Below are 17,439 nucleotides of genomic sequence, written 5' to 3'. Positions count from 1 at the left end.
GAGTGTTTTCGTGAAGGACGCCTTCGGTGCCCCGCAGTCCCTGCTCGTCCTCGGTGGGACATCGACGATCGGGCTCGCCACCGCGCGCCGGCTGATCGCCCGCCGCACCCGCACGGTCTGGCTGGCCGGACGCCCCTCCCCCGCTCTGGAATCGGCCGCGGCCGAACTGCGGGAACTGGGTGCGTACGTCCATACCGTCGCCTTCGACGCCCTCGACTCCGAGTCCCACGAGACCGCTCTCGGCAAGATCTTCACCGAGGGCGACATCGACATGGTGCTGCTTGCGTTCGGCATCCTCGGGGACCAGGGACGCGACGAGGAGGAACCGCTCTCCGCGGTCCGGGTCGCCCAGACCAACTACACCGGCGCCGTCTCCGCCGGACTGGTGTGCGCCGGCGCACTCCAGGCGCAGGGGCACGGATCGCTGGTGGTGCTCTCCTCGGTGGCGGGTGAGCGTGCCCGGCGAGCCGACTTCATCTACGGGTCGAGCAAGGCGGGCCTGGACGCGTTCGCCCAGGGGCTGGGGGACGCGCTGCACGGCACGGGGGTGCATGTGATGGTCGTACGGCCGGGCTTCGTACGGTCGAAGATGACGGCCGGGATGCCGGAGGCACCGCTCGCGACAACCCCGGACGCGGTCGCGGAGGCGATCGTGACGGGACTGCGGCGGCGCTCGGAGACGGTGTGGGTACCGGGGGCGCTGCGGGTGGTGATGTCGGCGCTGCGGCACGTGCCGCGGCCGCTCTTCCGGCGCCTGCCGGTCTGAGCGCAACGCTCGGCCCGGGTGCACTGTCCGTCGTGCACCAGGCCGTCACCGACGCCTCAGGGCCGCAGGGACGGCTCGTCCACCGAGCTGCCGCCCTGCGCGGGCACGGCGGGCGCGCCGCCCCCGGCCCCGAACGGGAACTCGTTGATCTTGCGCCAGACGGCGTCCGGGCCCTGTTCGTACAGCGCGAAGGAACCGCAGGTCCAGGACGCCTCGTAGTCGGCGAGCTCCTCGTACGCCCGGTCCATCGCCTGCTCCGGGATGTCGTGCGCCACGGTCACATGCGGGTGGTACGGGAACTGCAGCTCGCGCATCAGCGGGCCGGACGCGTCCCGCACCCGCTTCTGCAGCCAGGAGCAGGCAGACGCGCCCTCGACGACCTGGACGAAGACGACCGGCGACAGGGGGCGGAAGGTCCCCGTGCCGGACAGGCGCATCGGGAAGGGACGGCCACCTGTCGCGATCTCGGCGAGATGCCGCTCGATCGCGGGCAGGTCGGCCGCCTCCGCCTCGGTCGGCGGGAGAAGCGTGACGTGGGTGGGAATGCCGTATGCGGCAGGATCCCCGAAGCTCGCGCGCCGCTCCTGGAGCAGGCTGCCGAAGGGCTCCGGGACCGCGATCGAAACGCCGAGCGTAACGGTCCCCACGTCGTTCTCCTCACTCTTCGAAGTCGGTGACCGGCGTGCCGTCGTCACCGCGGTCGATGGCTGGATTCAGACCATCACCGGGGTTGGTCTCCCACCGCCAGTGTGCAGCCTGGAGCCGTCATCTCGCCAGGGTCCTTGGACTCAGTGCTTCGCAGGCAGAAAGCCCATCCGGTCGTACGTCCGGGCCAGGGTCTCGGCGGCCACCGCCCGGGCCTTCTCCGCCCCCTTGGCCAGGATCGAGTCCAGCGTCTCCGGGTCGTCGAGATATTCCTCGGTACGGGTCCGGAACGGTGTGACGAACTCGACCATGACCTCTGCGAGGTCGGTCTTCAACGCACCGTAGCCCTTGCCCTCGTACTTCTGCTCCAGATCCGCGACACCCGTGCCGGTGAGGGTGGAGTAGATGGTCAGGAGGTTGCTGACACCTGGCTTGTTCTCGACGTCGTACCGGATGACCGTGTCGGTGTCGGTGACCGCGCTCTTGACCTTCTTGGCCGTGGTCTTCGGCTCGTCGAGCAGGTTGATCAGGCCCTTCGGCGTGGACGCCGACTTGCTCATCTTGATCGACGGGTCCTGCAGGTCGTAGATCTTCGCCGTCTCCTTGAGGATGTACGGCGCCGGAATGGTGAACGTGTCACCGAACCGGCCGTTGAAACGCTCGGCGAGGTCGCGGGTGAGCTCGATGTGCTGGCGCTGGTCCTCGCCGACCGGGACCTGGTGGGCCTGGTAGAGCAGGATGTCCGCGACCTGGAGGACCGGGTACGTGAAGAGGCCGACGGTCGCCCGGTCGGCGCCCTGCTTGGCGGACTTGTCCTTGAACTGCGTCATCCGGGAGGCCTCGCCGAAACCGGTGAGGCAGTTCATGACCCAGCCGAGCTGGGCGTGCTCCGGGACATGGCTCTGGACGAAGAGCGTGCAGCGCTCGGGGTCGAGACCGGCGGCCAGCAGCTGGGCGGCCGCGAGCCGGGTGTTCGCACGCAGCTCCGCCGGATCCTGCGGAACGGTGATCGCATGCAGGTCCACCACCATGTAGAAGGCGTCGTGGGACTCCTGCAGCGCCACCCACTGGCGGACTGCACCGAGGTAGTTGCCGAGGTGGAACGAGCCTGCGGTGGGCTGGATTCCGGAGAGCACGCGGGGGCGTTCAGAGGCCATAGAACTCATTGTCTCAGGTACGGAACCGATCTCCGGCAGCCGGTGTATGAAAGGTGTGAGGACGCAGGAGGGGGCCCTGCAGAGGGGCCGGGAGGGGGGCCGCGCCGTCGAGGACAGGGGTGCGGACCGCGCTCCCGGGCGTGCCGGAGGGCAGGCCGAGGGGCGGGTCGAACAGCGGACCGGGACCCGTGCGGAGGCGTCGGAAGGGGCGCCGGCAGAGGGCGAGGCCGCGGTGATCGCTCGTGTGCGCGCCGGAGAGGCGGAGGCATACGCGCAGCTGGTGCGCGCCCACACGGGCGTCGCGCTGCGGGCCGCGGTCGCCTTCGGGGCGGGGGCCGAGGCGGAGGATGTGGTGCAGTCCGCGTTCTTCAAGGCGTATCAGTCGCTCGGGCAATTCCGGGAAGGCGCGGAGTTCCGTCCGTGGCTGCTGCGGATCGTCGTGAACGAGACGAGGAACTCACTCCGGTCGGCCGGCCGGGCGCGGGCTGTGGCCGGGCGCGAGGCGGTGCTGCGGGGCGCCGAGCCGGTGATACCGGAGTCGGCGGATCCGGCGGTGGCGGCGCTCGCGGAGGAGCGGCGGACGCTGCTGACAGCCGCGCTCGACGAGCTGAGCGAGGAGCATCGGCAGGTGGTCACCTACCGGTACCTGCTGGAGATGGACGAGGCGGAGACGGCACGGACGCTGGGCTGGCCGCGGGGGACGGTGAAGTCCCGGCTGAACCGTGCGCTGAAGAAGCTGGAGAAGAAGCTCGGGACCGGGGTGGGAGGGGGTGACGTGGGATGACGGGTGTGAATGATCCGGACCGGGCCCGCCTGCGGGCGGAGCTGCTGGCGCTGGGGCGCGGGATGGAGGTCCCCGAGCCGGAGGGCGGCGGACCGACGATGGCCGAGCGGGTGCTGGCACAGATCGTCGCCGAAGCGGTCCCGGTGCCTGTGCCGGTACCCCCGGGACGGCTGGAGCGGGCCGGGGAATGGGCCCGTCGGCGGGCCCGCCTGATGGCCGCGGTCCTCTCGGGTCTCCTGGTCGTGCTGGTGCTGACGCCTCCGGTGCGGGCGACGGTCGCCGACTGGTTCGACTTCGGCGGGGTGGACGTGCGGTACGACCCGTCCGCGCCGGTCCCCGCGCGGCCGGGAGCGCCGGTGCCGGGCTGCGGCACCCCGGTGACGACGGAGGAGGCGGCGCGGCGGTCGGGTTTCCGGCCGGTCGTGCCCGGGGCGCTCGGTGCGCCGGACGCGGTGTCCGTGTCGGGCCTGCCGGACGGCCGGTGGATGGTCACGCTGTGCTGGCAGGAGGAGGGGCGGACGATACGGCTCGACGAGTTCGCGGCGCCGCTGGATCCGTACTTCACCAAACAGGTGCGGGAGCAGCCGGAGTGGCTGAAGGTGGCCGACGGCCGCGGCGGCACGGTGGACGGCCTCTGGTTCGCGAGGCCGCATGTGCTGCGGTTCGGCATGGTCGATGCGGACGGCGTGCGGTGGTCACGGTCCCAACGGACTGCCGGACCCACCCTGTTGTGGGTGAAGGACGGGCGGATGACACTGCGGCTGGAGGGCGTGGCATCGCGGGAGCGGGCCCGTTCGGTCGCCGGTTCCGCGCTCTGACGGTCCAGGAGAACGGTCGGCCCGGAAGGGGAACCTGCGGGGCCCGGGCGGTGTATCAGAGGTGACACGGTACGGGCGGTCCGTACCGGACAGCGCAAGGGGGACGTCATGCGAAAGCCAGGAGGCCGGCTCGCGGAACGACAGCCAGGCGTTCGATCCACCCGGCGGCCGGTGGGCCGCTTCCGATTTCTGCGACGGCTGGCCGTGTCGGCGGCGGCGGTGTGCGGGCTGAGTCTCTGTCTCGCTCCGGGTGCGGTGGCGGGCGGGCCGACGACGGTGCTGGTCGCCTCACCGGACAGCGGGAAGGCGGCCGCGCTCTCCGTCACGGATCCGAGGTACACCAAGCTGGAGGCGCTGCTGGGCGCGGCGGGCGAAGGCGACAAGGAGCGGCCCCAGAGCCTGGACGGAGCGGTGGGGACGCGGCAGATCAATGTGACCTGGATGGTCCACGACCTGGAGCCGATGCGGACCGACCGGGTCTTCCCGGGAGACGATCCGGACACGGTCTGGATACACACGGCCTCCGAAGTTCCCTATACCTACCGCGGGTACTGGCACCGGGCGAAGAAGCCGACGGAGCTGGTCGCGCTGTTCAAGCACCTCGGACTGCTGGGGAAGAAAAGCAGCGAGGAGGCGTATGCGGCGCTGTTCCCGCAGCCGTGGGAGGACAGTGGGCAGTCCGCCCCCCAGGGCCGCGCGGCGGGCCCCGCACCGGCACCGTGGCCCTCCGCGTCCGCTGCCCCGACGGCGGCCGGCGCCTCCGGCTCGTCCGACCGCTTCAACGGTGTGTGGTGGGCCGTACCCGGGCTGGTGGCAGGGGCGGCGCTCGCCCTGGCCCTGCGGCCGCTGGCGTCCCGTCGAAGCGGCGGAGGCGGGGGCGAGGGCCGTTACGGCCGGGAGACCGGTCCGCGTCAGGAACTCCTCGACCTCTGACTGCGCAAACGCATGGGCGCGCCGTGGATTGAAGGTTTCCTCCCCGAGGATCCGACCGACGATACAAAGTGGGCATCACCCCTGCCCACGCCGCACGACGAACGGAGATCCCGTGTCGACCACGGAAACTGCCATCGCCTCCGCCGAGGCGCACAGCGCGCACAACTACCATCCGCTTCCGGTCGTCGTCGCCTCGGCGGACGGCGCCTGGATGACCGACGTCGAGGGTCGGCGGTACCTCGACATGCTCGCGGGCTATTCGGCGCTCAACTTCGGCCATGGCAACCGGCGTCTGATCGAGGCCGCCAAGGCACAGCTGGACCGGGTGACCCTGACCTCGCGCGCCTTCCACCACGACCGGTTCGCCGATTTCTGCACGCAGCTCGCCGAGTTGTGCGGCATGGAGATGGTGCTGCCGATGAACACGGGGGCGGAGGCCGTGGAGACGGCGGTGAAGACCGCCCGCAAGTGGGGCTACCGGGTCAAGGACATCCCGGACGGCATGGCGAAGATCATCGTCGCCGCGAACAACTTCCACGGCCGGACGACGACCATCATCAGCTTCTCCACGGACCAGGAGGCCCGGGCGGACTTCGGCCCGTACACGCCGGGGTTCGAGATCGTGCCGTACGGGGACCTCACCGCGCTCCGTGCGGCGATGACCGAGAACACCGTGGCGGTCCTGATGGAGCCGATCCAGGGCGAGGCCGGGGTGCTCGTGCCGCCGCCCGGCTATCTCCCCGGGGTGCGCGAGCTGACCCGAGAGCGGAATGTGCTGTTCATCGCGGACGAGATCCAGTCGGGTCTGGGCCGGACGGGCAAGACCTTCGCCTGTGAGCACGAGGGCGTCGTGCCGGACATGTACGTGCTCGGCAAGGCGCTGGGCGGCGGCGTGGTCCCGGTGTCGGCCGTCGTCTCGTCGGCCGAGGTGCTGGGGGTCTACCGGCCCGGTGAGCACGGTTCGACGTTCGGCGGGAATCCGCTCGCCTGCGCGGTCGCACTGGAAGTCATCGCGATGCTGCGTACCGGCGAATTCCAGCAACGGGCAACGGAGTTGGGTGACCACCTCCATCAGGAGCTGGGCCTGCTGGTGGGCGGCGGCGCCGTGGAGGCGGTGCGGGGCCGAGGGCTGTGGGCGGGCGTGGACATCGTCCCGAGCCGCGGCACGGGCCGGGAGATCTCCGAGAAGCTCATGGACCGCCGGGTGCTGGTCAAGGACACCCACGGTTCGACGATCCGGATCGCCCCGCCCCTGGTGATCAGCAAGGAGGACCTGGACTGGGGCCTGGAGCAACTCCGGGAGGTGCTGCGCGGCTGACCGGACGCGCATGTCGCCCCCGGTCGGCCCTCGGAGCGATCTCGGCCGGCGGGCGCATCGAGCACGTCCGGCGGCTGAGGACGAGGCGGGCACCGGGCGCCCCGGCCGACTCGTGACGAGTCCTCCGCCTCCCCGGCTTCCGCGCCCCGGCCCCGCGTCTCCGGCCCCGCGTCTCCGACCCCGGTCGCAGCACTAGAGGATGACGTGGGGCAGGAAGCGGGCGTACTCGTCCGTGACCAGCCCCGCCGATTCCCGGATGCCGAGCCCTGCCGCCTCGTCCTCGACGACCCAGGCACCGAGCACCACCCGATTGCCGTCGAAGTCCGGCAGAGGCGCCAACTCCTGGTAGCAGCACGGCTCGTCCCGTATCACCGCGGGGCTTCCCGGTTCATGGATCGTGACACCGGCGCCCTCACGGCCGAGCAACGGCTTGGCGACATAGCCACGGCCGCCCTTCCCGTCCGCGGCCAGTTCGCGGGGGCCGTCCAGATAGGAGGGCAGCAGATTCGGGTGGCCCGGAAAGATCTCCCAGAGGATGGCCAGCAGCGCCTTGTTGGAGAGGAGCATCTTCCAGGCCGGCTCGATCCAGCAGGTGGTGCCGGTTCCGCCCCCGTTGTCGAGGGTGTCCAGGACATGCGGGCCGAAGCGGTCGGTCGCCAGCCACTCCCACGGGTACAGCTTGAAGCAGCTCCGGATGAAGCGGAGCCGCTCGTCGACGAACCGCCCGGTCATCCGGTCCCAGCCGATCTGTTCGACGGAGAGGGCCTCGGTGTCGATCCCGGCCTGTTCGGCGGTCTCCCGCAGATACGCGACCGTCATCAGGTCCTCGCCGAGTTCGTCTCCTTCGGAGTGGGCGAAGTGCAACGGCCCCGGTGGCAGCAGTGCGGCCTGCCGCTTCCAGGCGGCGACGAGACGCTCATGAAGGGAGTTCCACTGGTCGGCGTCAGGGAAGCGGTCCTCCATCCAGAACCACTGGGCGCCGGCTGCCTCCACGAGTGAGGTGGGGGTGTCGGCGTTGTACTCCAGCATCTTCGCCGGGCCTGTCCCGTCGTAGCGCAGGTCGAAACGGCCGTACAGGGACGGCAGTTCGCCGCGGCGCTGCCAGGATTCGGTGATCAGGGCGGCCAGTCGGCGGTCGGTGATGCCGAGCTCGGCGAAGCGGTCCTGGTCGACGATGTGCGCGGCGGCGGCCAGACACATGGTGTGCAGTTCCTCGACGACGTCCTCCAGTGCCTCGACCTCGGGCAGCGAGAAGACGTAGTAGGCGCTCTCGTCCCAGTACGGGCGCAGGGATCCGTCCGGGTAGCGGGTCAGCGGGTAGACGATCCCCTGCTCTTCGACCGTCTCCTGCCAGCCGGGGCGCGGCTGCACGGTGCGGCGTTCCATGACCGGTCAGCCACCGCTCGTGCCGGAGCAGCCGAAGCCGCCGCGGTCGACGGCGGACTTGTTGAAACTGCCGCCCTGCACGGTGCCCCCCTTGGAGGTGCCGCCGTAGTAGTAGTCGCCCTTGCCGCTGCTGTTCTTGCACTCGTAGCTCGGCAGCTTGGAGTGGGTGACCGGGTCCACGCACCGTTTGTCCGGCTCCGAACCGCAGGAGGTGATCGCCGCCGCGAGAACGCCCATGGAACCGAGCACCACCGTGCTCGACCTCAACCTACGCTTGGCCATTTTCTGTCTCCCCGTTGTCCGGTCCACGCCATAGGAACGTTCGTCAGATTAGAGGGCTGCTGGATTCGGCCGGAACCCGGTGGGCCAGGCCCCCACGTAGAGTCCCCCTGTGCTCTTCGGGATGATCTGCGCGCTCGGATCCGCGGTCTGCTTCGGTACGGCCTCCGTCCTCCAGGCCGTAGCCGCGCGGGCCGCCGCCGGGCCGGGGTCCGGTGCGGGGGTCGATCCGGCGCTGTTGCTGCGCGCCGTGCGCCAGTGGCGCTACATGGCCGGACTCGCTCTCGACGGCTGCGGTTTCGTCCTCCAGATCATCGCCCTGCGCTCCCTGCCGATCTATGCGGTGGGCGCCGCCCTCGCCGCGAGTCTCGCGGTGACGGCCGTGGTCGCCGCGCGCCTGCTGCACGTGCGGCTGAGCCGTACCGAGTGGGCCGCCGTCGGCGTGGTCTGCGCGGGTCTCGCCATGCTGGGGCTCGCCGCCGGCGGCGAGGGCGACCGGACCGGCTCGACCGCCCTGCGCTGGTGGATGCTGGGTATCGCACTGGGTGTCCTGCTGATCGGCGCGGCGGCCGGGCGGCTGCCGGAGAAGCCGCGCGCACTGGTGCTGGGGCTGGGGGCAGGGTGCGGTTTCGGGGTGGTCGAGGTCGCTGTGCGGCTGATCGACGACATCTCGCCGTCCGCGCTGGTCGCCAACCCGGCGACGTATGCGCTGCTGTTGGGCGGAGGCGCGGCGTTCCTGCTGCTCACGTCCGCGCTGCAGCGGGGCTCGGTGACGACGGCGACGGCCGGCATGGTGATCGGCGAGACGATCGGCCCGGCGCTGGTGGGCATCGTCTGGCTCGGGGACCGTACGCGGGAGGGTCTCGGCTGGCTGGCGGTCACCGGGTTCGCGGTGGCGGTCGTGGGCGCGCTGGCGCTGACCCGGTTCGGCGAGGCCCCGACGGACACCCCCGGGCCGGCTGTCCCGGGCGCACGGTAGGACGTACTGCGCCGGTGCGCTCTCCCCGCCCCTAAGGGAGCACCCGGCAGAGCGCCTCCAGCGTTCCTGCCCAGGCGCTGTCGGTCGGCGTCCCGTAGCTGATGACCAGGGCGTCGCTGCCCGCCTCCGCGTCCGTGTGCCGGAAGCGCGCCAGGCCCTCCAGCGCCAGGCCCTGCCAGGCAGCGGCCTGGATCACTGCCCGCTCGCTGCCCTCCGGGAGTTCGACCACGGCGTGCAGACCCGCGGCGATCCCGCTGACGCGCAGCGCGGGGGCATGTTCGGCGAGCGCCGCGACGAGCTGGTCGCGGCGGCGCCGGTAGCGCAGCCGCATGGAGCGCACATGGCGGTCGTAGGCACCGGACTCGATGAACTCCGCGAGCGTCAGCTGGTCCAGCGTGCTCGACACCCAGTCGACCTGCCCCTTCGCCTCGGTCACCTCCCCCACCAGCCCGGGCGGCAGCACCATCCAGGCCAGCCGCAGTCCCGGCGCCAGGGACTTGCTGGACGTCCCCATGTACACGACGCGTTCCGGGTCGAGGCCCTGGAGGGCGCCGACCGGCTGCCGGTCGTAGCGGAACTCCCCGTCGTAGTCGTCCTCCAGGATCAGCCCGCCCGTGCCCCGCGCCCAGTCGACCGCCGCGGCCCGCCGGTCCGGATGGAGCGGGACCCCCGTGGGGAACTGGTGCGCGGGCGTCATCAGGACCGCGCCCACCCCGCGCATCCCAGCCAGTTCCGCGGTCCGGGAACCGAGTCCGTCGAGCGGCAGGCAGGGGGTACGCAGTCCGGCGTCGGCGAGCAGCTTCCAGTGCATGTCCAGTCCGTACGACTCGACGGCCACCTCGCGCACGCGTCGCTGCCGCAGCACCTTCCCCATCAGCATCAGGCCATGGACGAAGCCCGAACAGATCACGATCCGCTCCGGGGCCGCGTACACACCGCGCGCCCGCGCCAGATAACCGGCCAGTACGGTGCGCAGCTCGATGCGTCCGTGCGGATCGCCGTATCCGAAGGCGTCGTTCGGCGCGGCGGTCAGGGCGCGCCGGGCCGCCTTGAGCCAGTCGGCGCGCGGGAACGTGGAGAGATCCGGCGAGCCGGGCATCAGGCTGTACGCGGGCCGTCGGCGCACCGGCCTGGAACGCGGCGCCGTCGTGGCCACCGGACGCGGTTCGGCCCGCTGCGCGACCCTCGTGCCGGAGCCCTGCCGGGCGGTGAGCCACCCCTCGGCGACCAGTTCGGCGTAGGCGTCGGCGACGGTGTTCCGGGCGATACCCAGGTCCGCGGCGAGCGCGCGGGAGGACGGCAACCGGGTACCGGGGGCCAGCCGCCCGGTCCTTACGGCCTCCCGCAGGGCGTCCATCAGCCCGGCCCGCAGCCCTGCCGCACCGGTCGGGTCGATATGCAGGTCGGCTCCGAAAGTGGCCCAGGAATCCGTCATGGAAATGGACCATACCGGTGCGCCATCCACCCCGTAGCGTCGTACCCATGACCACGAACGAGCACTCCCACCCGAGTTCCGACCACGCCCCCGAGCACAGCGCCCGCCTGCACTGGGCCCAGCTCGCCCCCGATGTCTACAAGGCCATGGTCCGGCTGGACGCCGCGTCCCGTAAGGGCCTCGATCCGGTCCTCGCCGAACTGGTGAAGGTCCGCGCCTCGCAGCTGAACCACTGTGCGTTCTGCCTCGACATGCACACCAAGGACGCGCTCGCTGCGGGCGAGTCCGTCGAGCGGATCGTTCAGCTCAGCGCGTGGGAGGAGTCGCGGCACTTCTACACGGAGAAGGAGATCGCGGCGATCGAGCTGACGGATGCCGTGACGGTCCTGACCGACGGTTTCGTGCCGGACGAGGTGTACGAGAAGGCCGCGAAGCACTTCGAGGAGGCCGAGCTCGCTCAGTTGATCGCCGCCATCACGGTGATCAACGCCTGGAACCGGTTCGGTGTGACCACCCGGATGGTCCCGGGTCACTACACCCCCGGCGACAGCAAGCACTGACCCGGATCCGGCAGAACCGGGCCGGGTCGCGCCCCGGTCCGTCAGCCCACCACCCCAGGAGCCCCGCGATGTCTGTGTCCGTCCTCCGTGCGCTGCACCACGGCCGCGCCCCCGGCGATCCGCTGGTCCTCCCCGGCCCGTGGGACGCCGCGAGCGCCCGCGTCTTCGCCGACGCGGGCTTCCCCGCGCTGGCCACCCCGAGCGCCGGGGTCGCGGCCTCGCTCGGGTACGAGGACGGGGCGACGCCCGCCGCCGAGATGTTCGCGGCCGTCGCCCGGATCGTGCGCGCCGTCCCCGTACCCGTGTCGGCGGACATCGAGGCCGGTTACGGACTGCCGCCGAAGGAGCTCGTGGAGCGTCTTCTGGCCACCGGCGCGGTCGGCTGCAATCTGGAGGACTCCGCGGACGGCGTCCTCCTCGACCCGCAGCGGCAGGCGGACCGGCTGGCGGAGGTACGGGCGGTGGCGGGCGAGGACCTCTTCGTCAACGCCCGCGTCGATACGTATGTGCGCGGCGTCCCGGAGGGCACGGACCAGGAGGCGGAGACGATCGCCCGCGCCCGGCTGTACGCGGCGGCCGGCGCGGACTGCGTCTACCCGATCGCCGCGCCGCCCGAGTCCCTTCCCCGCCTGGCCGCCGCCGTCGCGGCCCCGCTCAACGCACTGGCGCTACCGGACGGTCCGACTCCGCGCAGGCTCGGCGAGCTGGGCGCCACGCGCATCACCTTCGGCCCCGGCCTGCAGCGCCGGGCCATGGCAGCCGTGCGGGAGATGGCCGACCGGCTGCACGCCGGCTGATCACCGTGCGCCGGGCGAGCCGGCCGTGGCCCGTCGTCCGCCGAAGGCCGCCAGGGTCCGCTCCAGCACGGGCATGGCCCGCACCACGTTGCGGGAGCGGATCAGGGCGTCCCAGGCGGGTTCGAACTTCTTCCAGCCGCCGGCGTACGCCAGGTGCCGCAGCCGCTCGTGCGTGCCCGGCTGGGCGGACGCGCCGCGCCAGATGTTGGACCAGCGGTAGAAGTCCCGGTAGGCGCGCCAGTAGCCGTCCTCCAGCTGACGCGGAGTCATCCCCTTCGGTCGGTACACGACATGGCGGGTGTCGTAGAGGTCCCAGTCCCGATGGACGATCCGGTCCTCGGCCTCCATCTGCTTCCACAGACCGGTGGACGGGTACGGCGTCATGATGTGGAAGGTGGCCGTCTCGATGCCCTGCTCGACGGCCCACTCCACCGTACGGTCGAAGACGTCCGGCCCGTCGTGGTCGAGTCCGAAGACGAAGCTGGCGTTGACCATGACACCGGCGTCGTGGAGCCGGCGGACGGCGGCCGCGTAGTCCTTGCCGATGTTCTGGTCCTTGCGGCGCTCTGCGAGGTTGGCACTGTTGACGGTCTCGAAGCCGACGAACAGGCTGCGCAGTCCCGCGTCGACGGCCCGTTCCAACAGATCCGGCTGGAGTACGGACTTGACGGTTCCGGCCGCCTGCCAGAGCCTCCCCATGCCGGCCATCCCGTCGAAGAGTGACTCCGCGAAGCGCCGGTTTCCGAGCAGATGGTCGTCGAGGAAGTACAGATGGCGGCCGGGCAGCCGCTCGATCTCGGCGAGGGCGTCGTCCACGGCCTGGGTGTAGAAGGACTTTCCGCCCTCGAAGAAGGCGTCCTTGTAGCAGAAGTCGCAGTGGTGCGGGCAGCCGCGCGAGACGACGATCGAGTTGGGCACCAGATACAGGTGACGCTTGATCAGATCCCTTCGCACGGGAGGCAGTCCGGCCAGCGTGCGCAGCGTGGAGTCGTAGCGGCGGCCCGGCACACCGTCCCGGAACTCCTTCAGGAAGAGGGGCCAGGTGTCCTCCCCCGGCCCGGTGAAAATCGTGTCGGCGTGCTCCGACGCCTCGTCGGGGAGCGAGGTCACATGCAGGCCGCCCATGGCGACGTGCACGCCACGGGCGCGGAAGTGGTCGGCTATCTCGTAGCCGCGCCGGGCGGAAGTGATGTACGGCTGGACGACGAGGAGGTCGGGGCTGTCGAGCGCCTCGATGTCGACCCGCTCGACATGTTCGTCGAGGAGCGTCACCTCGTCGTCCGGGTCCAGGTAGCCGGCGAGGGTCGCCAGGCCGAGCGGCGGGAAGAGCGAGTACTTGATGGGCCGGAAGAGCGGGCTGGTCGCCTCGGTCAGGGCCGGAAGAATCATCGTCACACGCATGACCACACAGACCCGGTCGGGGCGCGTTCAGTTCCCGGGCGGGGCGTACGGGTCCGCATGCACGGCCGCCCCCGGCAGCAACGGCTGCCGGGGGCGGTGAGGTACGCGAAGGGCGTACGGACCGGATCGGGAACGACCGGATCCGACGGTCAGATCAGGCCGAGCTCACGGACCGCGTCGCGCTCCTCGGTGAGCTCCTGCACCGACGCGTCGATGCGCGCGCGGGAGAACTCGTTGATGTCCAGGCCCTGGACGATCTCGTACTTGCCGTCCTTCGTGGTGACCGGGAAGGACGAGATGAGGCCCTCGGGCACACCGTAGGAGCCGTCCGACGGAATACCCATCGAGGTCCAGTCGCCGGCGGCGGTGCCGTTGACCCAGGTGTACACGTGGTCGATGGCGGCGTTGGCGGCCGAGGCGGCCGAGGACGCGCCGCGGGCCTCGATGATCGCGGCGCCGCGCTTGGCGACGGTCGGGATGAAGGTGTCGGCCAGCCACGCCTCGTCGTTGACGAGCTCGGCGGCGTTCTTGCCGGCGATCTCCGCGTGGAAGATGTCCGGGTACTGGGTCGCCGAGTGGTTGCCCCAGATCGTCAGCTTCCTGATGTCGGAGACGGCGGCACCGGTCTTGGCGGCCAGCTGCGAGATCGCGCGGTTGTGGTCCAGGCGGGTCATCGCGGTGAAGCGCTCGGCCGGTACGTCCGGGGCGGCGGCCTGCGCGATGAGCGCGTTGGTGTTGGCCGGGTTGCCGACGACGAGGACCTTGATGTCGTCCGCGGCGTTGTCGTTGATGGCCTTGCCCTGCGGCTTGAAGATGCCGCCGTTGGCGGAGAGCAGGTCGCCGCGCTCCATGCCCTTCGTGCGCGGGCGGGCGCCGACGAGCAGGGCGACGTTCGCACCGGCGAAGCCGACGTTGGCGTCGTCCGTGATCTCGATGTTGCGCAGCAGCGGGAAGGCGCAGTCGTCGAGCTCCATCGCGGTGCCCTCGGCGGCCTTCAGCCCCTGCGGGATCTCCAGGAGGCGCAGGTTGACCGGCACGTCCGGGCCGAGCAGGTGGCCGGAGGCGATGCGGAAGAGCAGCGCGTAGCCGATCTGGCCGGCTGCGCCGGTCACGGTGACATTCACGGGAGTGCGGGTCATGGCGATCTCCGTTAGACAGCTGGCGGTGGGGGTCCCTGCCCCTGGTGCTGGACATCTCCTGAATCTTGATGTGAAGAGATATCCAGCGATCAGGCTATCCGACCCGGGGCCTCCCGGCCGCCCGGCCCCCTGTGGCACCGCACACAGCCGGTCACTCACCGCTCACCGAACCCCGCCCGTTCTCACTCGGCGGCGGCGGTGGTGCACCCCTTCGTGCCGGAGGCGAGGGTCGCGCATGCCCTGGCGTCGGCGGCCTTCTTCACGGCGACCATTGGGGTGTACGCGTCCGCGTCGGCGTCGACCGTGCCGTCCTGCCGCGCGGTACCGCCCGCGGTGATCCGTACCGTGTCCCCCCGGACGGCATCGGTGATCCGGGCCCACGCCGCGCCACACGTCCTGCTGTAGCGCACCTCGACGAGGCTTCCGCCGACCGTGGCGCTGGAGACCGTGCGCGCTGACCGGCCGCCGCACCCCATGTCCTCCGGGTCCCGTCCCGTGCAGTCGGCGCCGCTGCACCCGACCCCGGCGGCCGGTGCGGACGCGCCGGCCGCCGACGATGCGGACGACGGGTCGGCCCCGGCCTGCCCGCCGTTGTCGTCGCCGCCCGGACCGGTCAGGAGTACCGCGGCGGCCAGCACCAGCAGCGCGCCCACCGCACCGGTGACCGACAGGGTCAGCCTGCGGCGGTCGGCCGGCTCCCTCTGGACGCCGTCGGGCCGGCGCGGCCGGTCCTCCGACTGCGGCGCCCGTGGTGCGTCCCCATGCTGGACCGGTACGGATGGCGGGTGGCCCCAGTCGCCCGCACCCGCGCCTTCACCCTCGTCCACGGCCGTGCCGGTGGTCCGGCCGCCGAAGCGGCGGCTCCTGTCGTCGCCCAACGGGTTCGGCCCGAACTCACCGAGCGCCGCGCGCGCCTGCGCGACCCGGATGCCTTCCATCGTCAGGTCGTGGCGCATCTCGGAGCGGCTCCAGGCACGCTCCGCCAACTCCCACATGGTGGCCAGATGCACCTGGTCGGTGCCCGTGACCTCGGCCAGAGCGACGATCGCCCCTTCGGGCGCGAGCAACCGCCCGTTCAGATAGCGCTCCCACGACGTCCTGCTGTAGCCCGTGCGGTCGGCCACCGCCGCGACACTCAGCCCGGTGCGGTCGATGAGCCTGCGCAGCTGGCCCGCAAACTCCCTCACCTGCGGGTCGAGTTCATCCGGTAATGCCTTCCAACGAGGCATTGTTCCCCCTCCGTTCCCCCGAACGTGCCTGGCGTGCCCCGCTCTTCCGTCGCCCTGTTGTTCCCCCTGCCCCGATACGGCGGTCCACCGTTCCGGACTACCCAGAAGGATGCCCGGAGGCAGGCTGCAAGTTCCGGGAGAGATGGCGCACGGTGGCATTCGGGGGATCGGCGAGTGCCCTCGCGCGCCCCCCTTCCGTGGTGCTCCGCCGCGCCGGACCGCCACCGTTGCGCAGCGATCACAGCGTGGCGGAATGGTCACTTCCGTGCCACAGGCCCCCGGCCTCCCTTGATCCCTGACACTCCGTCGACAAAGCTGACGTCAGGTCGGGGCAGGGCCGCTCAAGTCGCCACGTTCCGGGGACATCTGCGCTCCGGTGGGCTCCGGCCTCGGGTGTCCGTCCCTTCTCGGGGGAGGGGACGGACACCACAGATCAACGTGCGGGCTGTCGGGGCGAGGCCGTCAGAGCGACGCGATCTTCTTCTGCAGGTTCACATCGAGCGCGTCCAGAAACTCCTCCGTGGTCAGCCACGGGGCGTCCGCGGAGATCAGCCGCGCCAGGTCCTTCGTCATCCGACCGCCTTCCACGGTCTCGACACAGACCCGCTCCAGCGCTTCGGCGAACGCGACCACCTCGGGAGTGCCGTCCAGTCTGCCCCGGTGGGCGAGTCCGCGGGTCCAGGCGAAGATCGACGCGATCGGGTTGGTCGACGTCGCCTCGCCGCGCCGGTGCCGGCGGTAGTGGCGGGTGACCGTGCCGTGCGCGGCCTCCGCCTCGACGGTCCTGCCGTCGGGGGACGTCAGGACCGAGGTCATCAGGCCGAGCGAGCCGAAACCCTGCGCGACGACGTCGGACTGGACATCGCCGTCGTAGTTCTTGCACGCCCAGACGTAGCCGCCCTCCCACTTGAGCGCCGAGGCGACCATGTCGTCGATCAGGCGGTGCTCGTAGGTGAGACCCGCCTGCGCGAAGTCCGCACCGAACTCGGTGTCGAAGACTTCCTGGAAGATGTCCTTGAAGCGGCCGTCGTACGTCGCGAGGACGGTGTTCTTCGTCGACATGTACACCGGGTAGGCGCGCGCCAGTCCGTAGCGGAACGAGGCGCGCGCGAAGTCGCGGATCGCCTCGTCGTGGTTGTACATCGACAGCGCGACACCGGCACCCGGGTACTCGTGGACCTCGACCTCGACGGGCTCGGAGCCGTCCTTCGGCGTGTAGGTCATGGTGAGGGTCCCCGGGCCGGGGATGTTCAGTTCGGTGGCGCGGTACTGGTCGCCGAAGGCGTGCCGTCCGACGACAACGGGCTTGGTCCAGCCCGGGACGAGCCGCGGCACGTTCCGCATGATGACCGGCTCGCGGAAGACGACGCCGCCGAGGATGTTGCGGATGGTGGCGTTCGGCGAGCGGTACATCGCCTTGAGCCCGAACTCCTCGACCCGCTCCCTGTCCGGCGTGATCGTGGCGCACTTGATGCCGACGCCGTACTTCTCGATGGCGTGGGCGGCGTCGACCGTCACCCGGTCGTCGGTGGCGTCCCGGTGCTCGATGCCCAGGTCGAAGTACTTCAGCTCGATATCGAGGTACGGCAGTATCAGCCGGTCCTTGATGAAGGACCAGATGATGCGGGTCATCTCGTCGCCGTCGAGCTCGACGACGGGGCCGACCACCTTGATCTTGGCCATGGAGCGGACACACCCCTCTCACAGTTGGAGGATTTATCTCGACGCCAAGATACTCGACATCGAGATATGCGGTGACGGTTTTCTCCCCCGCACATAACCGCGGCCCCCTCGCACCTGTCGGGTGCGAGGG

Annotated in this window: 17 protein-coding genes; 8 read left to right on the top strand and 9 right to left on the bottom strand. The window is 70.9% G+C overall.

Annotation, left to right across the window (positions count from 1 at the left end; all coding sequences use genetic code 11):
* The first annotated feature begins 10 nt into the window (after positions 1-10).
* A complete protein-coding gene (locus ACFU6I_RS27425; protein WP_384371509.1) occupies positions 11-766 on the top strand; it encodes a decaprenylphospho-beta-D-erythro-pentofuranosid-2-ulose 2-reductase in 756 nt (251 codons plus the stop codon).
* A 56-nt stretch (positions 767-822) separates the two neighbouring features.
* Here the strand turns inward: ACFU6I_RS27425 and ACFU6I_RS27420 are convergent, their stop codons facing one another.
* Positions 823-1,413, bottom strand: coding sequence for a 2'-5' RNA ligase family protein (locus tag ACFU6I_RS27420; RefSeq protein ID WP_384371507.1), 591 nt, complete (start codon positions 1,411-1,413; stop codon positions 823-825).
* A 141-nt stretch (positions 1,414-1,554) separates the two neighbouring features.
* Positions 1,555-2,568 carry a tryptophan--tRNA ligase gene (trpS, locus tag ACFU6I_RS27415; protein ID WP_384371505.1) on the bottom strand — a complete coding sequence of 338 codons (1,014 nt, stop codon included), beginning with the start codon at positions 2,566-2,568 and terminating at the stop codon, positions 1,555-1,557.
* Between the two features lie 232 nt (positions 2,569-2,800).
* Here trpS and ACFU6I_RS27410 point away from each other — a divergent pair, with 232 nt between their 5' ends.
* From ACFU6I_RS27410 to rocD, 4 genes are all read left to right on the top strand, one after another.
* Complete coding sequence (locus tag ACFU6I_RS27410; protein ID WP_384371503.1) at positions 2,801-3,352, top strand: RNA polymerase sigma factor; 552 nt, start codon at positions 2,801-2,803, stop codon at positions 3,350-3,352.
* On the top strand, positions 3,349-4,170 hold the full coding sequence (locus tag ACFU6I_RS27405) for a hypothetical protein (RefSeq protein WP_384371501.1): 822 nt from the start codon (positions 3,349-3,351) through the stop codon (positions 4,168-4,170). Before ACFU6I_RS27410 ends, ACFU6I_RS27405 begins: the two co-directional genes overlap by 4 nt.
* 108 nt (positions 4,171-4,278) lie before the next feature.
* On the top strand, positions 4,279-5,103 hold the full coding sequence (locus tag ACFU6I_RS27400) for a hypothetical protein (protein ID WP_384371499.1): 825 nt from the start codon (positions 4,279-4,281) through the stop codon (positions 5,101-5,103).
* A gap of 112 nt (positions 5,104-5,215) precedes the next feature.
* On the top strand, positions 5,216-6,421 hold the full coding sequence (rocD, locus tag ACFU6I_RS27395; RefSeq protein ID WP_384371497.1) for an ornithine--oxo-acid transaminase: 1,206 nt from the start codon (positions 5,216-5,218) through the stop codon (positions 6,419-6,421).
* Between the two features lie 192 nt (positions 6,422-6,613).
* Here the strand turns inward: rocD and ACFU6I_RS27390 are convergent, their stop codons facing one another.
* Positions 6,614-7,807 carry a glutathionylspermidine synthase family protein gene (locus tag ACFU6I_RS27390; RefSeq protein WP_384371495.1) on the bottom strand — a complete coding sequence of 398 codons (1,194 nt, stop codon included), beginning with the start codon at positions 7,805-7,807 and terminating at the stop codon, positions 6,614-6,616.
* A gap of 6 nt (positions 7,808-7,813) precedes the next feature.
* Positions 7,814-8,089, bottom strand: a complete 276-nt coding sequence (locus tag ACFU6I_RS27385; protein ID WP_266982384.1) for a hypothetical protein — start codon at positions 8,087-8,089, stop codon at positions 7,814-7,816.
* Positions 8,090-8,210: 121 nt separating this feature from the next.
* Here ACFU6I_RS27385 and ACFU6I_RS27380 point away from each other — a divergent pair, with 121 nt between their 5' ends.
* Entirely contained in the window at positions 8,211-9,065 is an 855-nt protein-coding gene (locus ACFU6I_RS27380; RefSeq protein WP_384371556.1) for a hypothetical protein, read from the top strand.
* 31 nt (positions 9,066-9,096) lie between these two features.
* Here the strand turns inward: ACFU6I_RS27380 and ACFU6I_RS27375 are convergent, their stop codons facing one another.
* A complete protein-coding gene (locus ACFU6I_RS27375) occupies positions 9,097-10,500 on the bottom strand; it encodes a PLP-dependent aminotransferase family protein (protein ID WP_384371493.1) in 1,404 nt (467 codons plus the stop codon).
* A gap of 47 nt (positions 10,501-10,547) precedes the next feature.
* On the opposite strand from ACFU6I_RS27375, the gene ACFU6I_RS27370 reads away from it, so the two are divergent.
* Positions 10,548-11,060, top strand: coding sequence for a carboxymuconolactone decarboxylase family protein (locus tag ACFU6I_RS27370; RefSeq protein ID WP_345515080.1), 513 nt, complete (start codon positions 10,548-10,550; stop codon positions 11,058-11,060).
* Positions 11,061-11,128: 68 nt separating this feature from the next.
* Entirely contained in the window at positions 11,129-11,857 is a 729-nt protein-coding gene (locus ACFU6I_RS27365) for an isocitrate lyase/phosphoenolpyruvate mutase family protein (protein WP_384371491.1), read from the top strand.
* On the opposite strand, the gene ACFU6I_RS27360 is transcribed toward ACFU6I_RS27365, so the two are convergent.
* From ACFU6I_RS27360 to ACFU6I_RS27345, 4 genes are all read right to left on the bottom strand, one after another.
* Positions 11,858-13,246, bottom strand: a complete 1,389-nt coding sequence (locus ACFU6I_RS27360) for a B12-binding domain-containing radical SAM protein (RefSeq protein ID WP_384371554.1) — start codon at positions 13,244-13,246, stop codon at positions 11,858-11,860.
* A gap of 161 nt (positions 13,247-13,407) precedes the next feature.
* Positions 13,408-14,397: a malate dehydrogenase gene (locus ACFU6I_RS27355; protein WP_266982393.1), complete on the bottom strand. Its 990-nt coding sequence runs from the start codon at positions 14,395-14,397 to the stop codon at positions 13,408-13,410.
* Positions 14,398-14,579: 182 nt separating this feature from the next.
* The gene (locus ACFU6I_RS27350; protein ID WP_384371489.1) at positions 14,580-15,626 is read right to left on the bottom strand and encodes a DUF2690 domain-containing protein; all 1,047 of its coding nucleotides are present in this window, start codon (positions 15,624-15,626) and stop codon (positions 14,580-14,582) included.
* A 462-nt stretch (positions 15,627-16,088) separates the two neighbouring features.
* Complete coding sequence (locus ACFU6I_RS27345) at positions 16,089-17,309, bottom strand: NADP-dependent isocitrate dehydrogenase (protein WP_384371488.1); 1,221 nt, start codon at positions 17,307-17,309, stop codon at positions 16,089-16,091.
* Between the last annotated feature and the right edge of the window lie 130 nt (positions 17,310-17,439).

Source organism: Streptomyces sp. NPDC057486 (assembly GCF_042802415.1).
GTDB lineage: Bacteria > Actinomycetota > Actinomycetes > Streptomycetales > Streptomycetaceae > Streptomyces > Streptomyces yanii.
The sequence above is the reverse complement of the archived record's forward strand: the minus strand, read 5'-3'. Positions and strand labels throughout refer to the sequence as shown.